Consider the following 6,053-nt stretch of genomic DNA (forward strand, 5'->3'; position numbering starts at 1 on the left):
GTACTAATAAATGCAGTTGCAGACACGTCATATTTCATTTGTTTTTTATTACTTTGTAATACTGAATCAAGTATCGATTGATGGTCATACAATAACTTTACATGGAAGATTGTATCGCTAAGTATCAGTCTTTTTGTTGCAAATCGGATTATGTAAAAGACACCTGATTATGATAACGGACAATCAAGATGTCCGAATGGCTCGGAAACAAATAATCTGACAATATGCAGATAATAAAGCCGCGGGAAGAGCTGCATCCATACGTGCGCTATTACTGGATACTGGAAAGCGATGAGCCTTTCAGCGTCCTGACTTTCCCTATCGGCTGTTCGCAAATCATATTTCATAAGGGAACACCGCTATACATTCCGGAACTTGATAAAAGTCAGTCGCACATTACAATCAGCGGTCAAGTAAATTTCCCGTCGCATATTCAATCAGCCGGAAGATTGGAAATGATAGTGGCAGTTTTCTATCCCCATATTATAGGAATATTTATCGACACACCACCATCGGCATTCTACAATCTTGAAGTATCAGGTTATGATATTGAAAGCCGCCAACTCAATGAAATTGCACAGCGAATTTTCGACAGCGAGAGCCACGAAGAATGCATTGCTATTTTGGAGACTTTTTTATTGTCAAAAATAAGATACAGTCTAAATATCCGACGCATCGGCGAGTCTGTCAATACATTGCTTCGCGCTCCCTATACGAAAGTCGACACTCTTGCCGCCGATGCATGTCTAAGCAAACGGCAATATGAGAGAGTATTCTGCGAAACGGTAGGCATGAATCCGAAAGAATACGCCCGTATCGTACGGTTTCAGAAAGCACTTTGGCTGATGCAGCAAGGTGAGTGCTGCAATGCCGGTATCGCTGCCGAATGTGGATTCTCCGACCAATCACACTTTATCAAAGATTTTCGGAAGTTAAGCGGACACACTCCCGATTTACTTCGCAGATATTGCACACCATACTCCGATTTGTTTACCAATCCGTCATAATGTCGCATTTATACTATCGGGGATGAAGCCCCAAGGATAACTTTGCAGCAAGTCGGAATACCCTACACCGCACATCTTGATTTGCCTACCTGCTATTTCGGCTCACTAAAAAATGTTTCACAAATATATTTCAAAACATTCTATAATGCGAGAAGTCAATCCTTCAGACACCACCCGTGCCTATGCCTTTGAAATGTGGATGAAAGCACCAATGCCGATGGTGACGTTAATAAAGACTCTTGATGTGACCCGACTGCGGCATATCAGCCGAAAACGCGGCCTGAAATTCAATATGCTGATGTGTTGGTGCATAGGTTGCAGTGCATCACATATAAAGGAGTTTTATATGCTACCAGTCGGAGACAAACTTATAAGATATGAATCGATTGCAGTCAACACAATAGTTGCTAATTCACAAGGCGAAGTCAGTTCATGCGATATTCCCTTCAATAATGATATAAATCGGTTTAACAATGACTATCTTCGCCTGACAAGACAAGTTGCAGAGAGCTGCAAGAATCACGACATCACCGACAGCATGGTAATCGGCACATCCGCACTGACAAAATATGAAATCGACGGAGCTGTCGGAATGTATAGCGGCATTTTCAACAACCCGTTTCTGATATGGGGTAGCTACCGCAAATCATGGTTCAAGACCCAACTGACCGTCTCATTCCAGTTTCATCACACACAGATGGACGGCGCCCACGCTGCTCGTTTCCTCGACATCCTACAAAACAACATCAGAAAACTTGACGAAAAATTTGGTTTATAATATAAACCTCATTAAATTCGCAGTCGTGAAAAGAGCGGAATCGCGCGACCGCTCTTTTTTCAGAGTCAAATGGTTTACAATATAAACCAAATATCAAACCGCCAAATTTCACTCATATGGAAGACAGAAAACTTACCGAACAAGAGTGTCTCGAAGTAATAACTTCGATGATTGCCCGCACAAAACAACGCTACATAGGCGATGGCAACGTCCTCCTTATGTGGGGCTATCTAACCGTAGGTGTCACTGCCCTGATATGGATATTGCTCACCACAACCCACAACCCCGCATGGAACTGGCTATGGTTCATCATCTGGATTGTCGGAGGCGTTGCAACCCCCCTAATGGCTAAGAGGCAACTATACAAAAATGGTGTAAAGAATTATTCCGACACACTAACCTCGCGCATCTGGTCGATTGTTGGATTCAGTGCGATAGCATCTACATTCATCTGTCTTGGGTTCCTACTTATTAAAGGAATCGACACATGGTCCATGATGCTTGCATTTGCACTGATTATCGTGCCTTTTGCAGAAATTGTCCAGGGAATAATAGTCAAGGAAAAGTCTCTGATGGCAGGTGGCTCAATCGGGCTTGTTTTCGGCATATTCACCGTGTGCTGCATCGCAGGCCACATAGAGCTTCACTCGTCATGGTTCATGCCTCTCTTCATGCTATCGTTCATTGCGATGATGATAGTCCCCGGACACATTCTCAATCACAAGGCCTCACAAGAAAAATGAAGGAACTGAATCCGCTCCTGCATTCGCAACTCCGGCTTGCCATAATGTCCATTCTTATGAGCGTGGAGGAAGCAGATTTCGTTTATCTCAAGGAGAAAACCGAATCTACCGCCGGAAATCTCAGTGTACAACTCGACAAGCTATCATCTGCCGGCTATATCTCTATCGAAAAGGGCATGGCAGGCAAACGACCACGAACAGTTTGCTCCGTAACACACGAAGGACAAAAGGCATTTGAGGAGTATGTCGAGGCTCTCAAAACTTATCTGAATCTGTAATCAATATGCCACCTTGCCAGGCAAATAATTGCCGCAACAGAATCCATTTTGTATAAAATTAGCGTTCAATAATTTAGGACATGAGAAAGATTATAAGATGTACTCAAAATGATTATGAGACACTCATCGGTATATGGGAGCGCTCAGTACGGGCGACACACGCTTTTTTAGATGAAAATGCTATAACTGAAATAAAGGAAGCCCTGATTCCGAGCTACTTCCAAAATGTCAATCTGTATGCTGTCTCAGAAAATGATTCCATTATTGGCTTCATAGGATTAAATGACTGCATGATTGAAATGCTGTTTATCGACAACGATAGCCGAGGACGTGGTTATGGCTCCGCTCTTATAGAGTTTGCCCTAAATAATGGTGCGACTAAAGTAGATGTAAACGAGCAGAACCCTTCTGCACTGGCCTTCTACAAAGCAAAAGGATTCAGAATCGTAGGTAGAGATAATCTTGATGACGCAGGCAGACCCTTCCCAATACTACATCTATCACTATAATTGATAAAAACACATAAGGACCGGCTCAACAATAAATTTAGCCCCAAAAAAAAGACAAGCATCATCTAAAAAAACACCCTGCAAGTCGGCGACTTGCAGGGTGAAAATTTGTGGCGGAGAGGACGAGATTCGAACTCGTGGTAGGATTGTATCCTACGTCGGTTTAGCAAACCGGTGGTTTCAGCCACTCACCCACCTCTCCTTTTGCTGATGTTTGCGTGGGTTATTTCCCTTTCAGCGGTGCAAAGTTAACAAGGATATTTTTATTATGCAAATTTTTCTCAGCAAAAATCTATATATTTTTCAAAAAAGCAGAAAAAGCAGAAACCCACAACCCCAAAACTCCCGTATTGCTTCGCCGTTTTTCGCCCGACCGTTTCTCATTCATGTACATCAGAAACATTCCTTCACTGCATATCGAAAATCGTCTCATGCTATACTACCATGTAAGCAACATTTATTATCAAGCAAGCACTTATACATTTCGTATGATTTTTCAAAAAATTTCGTTTCGAAATATTTTTTATTTCAGAAAACAAATATTACCTTTGCGAACGAAAACATCACATACTAATCTATACTGACATCGTATCGCATCCTATCTTATTCCGCCAAGGAATATTATAATTCAAGGAGTACTTAAAACAATTCATCCATACCATAATTCACTAAAGTGGCACTCACCGAGATGGTGAGTGCCACTTATTTATATAACAGCCTTATTTTTCAGAGCTTGTAAGTGAGCATAATCCTCACTCCGGTAGTATTCGACTTCACATGAGGATAGTCTCTATATCGTGTCGAACGATGATAATGGTTAACTGCAGCCGAGAGATACAGTTTATACCATACACGCAAATCGGCGCGCAACTCAGTAACATTAAATGAAGCGGCAGAATGGTCGCCCTGCACGTCAAGCGTGCGTGGATCGCTTCGCTCAAGATTCGTATTACGATGATATCCCTTCCAGGTAAACAGTCGATAGTATTCATGCGAAAGAGAGGCCGAAAAACGATCGCGATCAAACACTAAATTTAATCCGCCTTTAATGGAAAATCCACTGGCAAGATTATAATTACGTTCATCCACATGATAATAATCCGACAGTATCGACCCGAGCATCACCACATTACCATGCAAATAGGTATCCAATGTCCATCGAGGATTACTCGCGTCGCGAAACATCCATCCGGCTCCAAGACTTGCAGGAATACCCAATTTATATGGCACCCTCGACACATGCGACGGATCCGCCTTATGTATCGTATCAGAATCATAGTAATCAAAATGCTGATAAAGTCCGACACTCATTTTTCGGGAAGCAATATCATATATCTCACGTGCAATAAGTCGACCCTTTATATTGAGCTGACTCAATAGAGGCTGACGGCTTACCACGCCAAGATCAGCTCTGACAGTGAAATAATCAAACGGCTTGGTGGATGTCACCTCAAATCTGTCGCCATATTCCACATTTATCTCAGCTGTCGCACCAACTGCCGACGACGAGGCCTCATCATTGAGATATATCCCACGTGTACCTACCGAAAACTCCACCGACACAGGAGGTGTCCCATACAGACGTCCGCGAGTGGCACGCACACGCCAGGCATCTCCGGTAATAATACGCGTAAGCCCTCTCATCGGAGATATTACAAACACCGCAGCCTCCCTGCCAAATCGGGAAGCCCCCGTGTCACGATCATCTATGATTGCATCTGAAGCACGGAAAAACACCTCTCCTATTGCCGTTCCACCTATCGGTGTCGCTATGATGTCGTTGGTCGACGGGTATTCGCATTCCATAAAAAGCTCCCACATCGCACTGCCTCCGATAGAAAACAGCGCCGACTGCCAGTAATTGAAACCATTGCTGCGCGCCGAATTATAATAGAGACTGCCATTATAAGGGTGTAAGAACATATTTGTTCCTAACTTGTCATTATCCCATTTGAAGCCTTTACGGAAATTCTCCTTGACACTATTCATACTAATATATGCGAAATCTCCGCGTTGTACATAGCGGTCAAATGCCCATAGCCCAAGATTAAACCCGACAACCTCTCCTGCCGCGCGCCAAAAATGAGGCTTCGAATAATAAGCCACATCAGCACTGTCCGGCGGCACCTCAGGAAGAACCCGCAGCTTTATGGGCATCTGAGCCGACACAGCACCAATGCCCGACAATATACACATTAATAATATTAAGTATCTGAAGCTAACCATTAATCCATTGTTGAGATAGAGTTGTTACAAGAGTATAACAATTGTTAATCCCATCAGTTCGATTCTAAATCCCTAATATACCTTGCCACACTATAAAATATGATTGACATGCCTGAGCGTCCGACATAAAGAACTGGCAAAAGCACAAACGGCAGCCACTTTGAAGCATATTTTAGCACAATTCAATCTTTTTGCCATAATTATTTGCATTTCATAAAACATTTGCTTTACTTTGCAACATACAATTATCAAATGTATCACAATCATGTCTCTTATCATCCCTAAAAAATATAAGCAGAAACTGCTGCCGGAAACCACAGAGATTGCCATCAAGACAATCAAAGAAGGTTTTCAGACCGAACTGGCCCGTGCCTTGAACCTGCGGAGAGTAACCGCACCGCTGTTCGTACTCAGTGGAACCGGCCTTAATGACGACCTCAATGGAGTAGAACACGCCGTATCCTTCAACATCGATGCCATGGGAGGAGCCAAAGCCGAGGTAGTCCATTCCC

The 6,053-nt window shown here is 43.1% G+C and carries 6 protein-coding genes, 1 tRNA gene and 1 pseudogene; 6 read left to right on the forward strand and 2 right to left on the reverse strand.

Annotation, left to right across the window (positions count from 1 at the left end; translation table 11 throughout):
- Positions 1–224: 224 nt before the first annotated feature.
- The 5 genes from K2I50_RS08540 (at position 225) to K2I50_RS08560 (ending at position 3,315) form a co-directional block, all read left to right on the forward strand.
- Positions 225–1,007 (forward strand): helix-turn-helix domain-containing protein, encoded by a 783-nt coding sequence (locus tag K2I50_RS08540; RefSeq protein WP_301025912.1) that lies wholly within the window; start codon positions 225–227, stop codon positions 1,005–1,007.
- A gap of 145 nt (positions 1,008–1,152) precedes the next feature.
- Complete coding sequence (locus tag K2I50_RS08545; protein WP_301025913.1) at positions 1,153–1,785, forward strand: CatA-like O-acetyltransferase, family 2; 633 nt, start codon at positions 1,153–1,155, stop codon at positions 1,783–1,785.
- Positions 1,786–1,901: 116 nt separating this feature from the next.
- Complete coding sequence (locus K2I50_RS08550) at positions 1,902–2,528, forward strand: hypothetical protein (RefSeq protein WP_301025914.1); 627 nt, start codon at positions 1,902–1,904, stop codon at positions 2,526–2,528.
- Positions 2,525–2,806, forward strand: a complete 282-nt coding sequence (locus tag K2I50_RS08555; protein WP_301025915.1) for a winged helix-turn-helix domain-containing protein — start codon at positions 2,525–2,527, stop codon at positions 2,804–2,806. The genes K2I50_RS08550 and K2I50_RS08555 overlap by 4 nt, the downstream gene beginning before the upstream one ends.
- A gap of 80 nt (positions 2,807–2,886) precedes the next feature.
- Positions 2,887–3,315: a GNAT family N-acetyltransferase gene (locus tag K2I50_RS08560; protein ID WP_301025916.1), complete on the forward strand. Its 429-nt coding sequence runs from the start codon at positions 2,887–2,889 to the stop codon at positions 3,313–3,315.
- Positions 3,316–3,426: 111 nt separating this feature from the next.
- On the opposite strand, the gene K2I50_RS08565 is transcribed toward K2I50_RS08560, so the two are convergent.
- Both K2I50_RS08565 and K2I50_RS08570 read right to left on the reverse strand, forming a co-directional pair.
- Positions 3,427–3,517: transfer RNA gene (locus K2I50_RS08565), tRNA-Ser, on the reverse strand.
- Positions 3,518–4,041: 524 nt separating this feature from the next.
- Positions 4,042–5,541 carry a DUF3943 domain-containing protein gene (locus K2I50_RS08570; RefSeq protein ID WP_526022973.1) on the reverse strand — a complete coding sequence of 500 codons (1,500 nt, stop codon included), beginning with the start codon at positions 5,539–5,541 and terminating at the stop codon, positions 4,042–4,044.
- 262 nt (positions 5,542–5,803) lie between these two features.
- Between K2I50_RS08570 and K2I50_RS08575 the strand changes: the two are divergent.
- Positions 5,804–6,053: pseudogene (locus K2I50_RS08575) on the forward strand (aspartate--ammonia ligase); the annotation flags it as partial.

This window comes from Muribaculum sp. (assembly GCF_029051885.1).
Taxonomy (GTDB): Bacteria; Bacteroidota; Bacteroidia; order Bacteroidales; family Muribaculaceae; genus Muribaculum.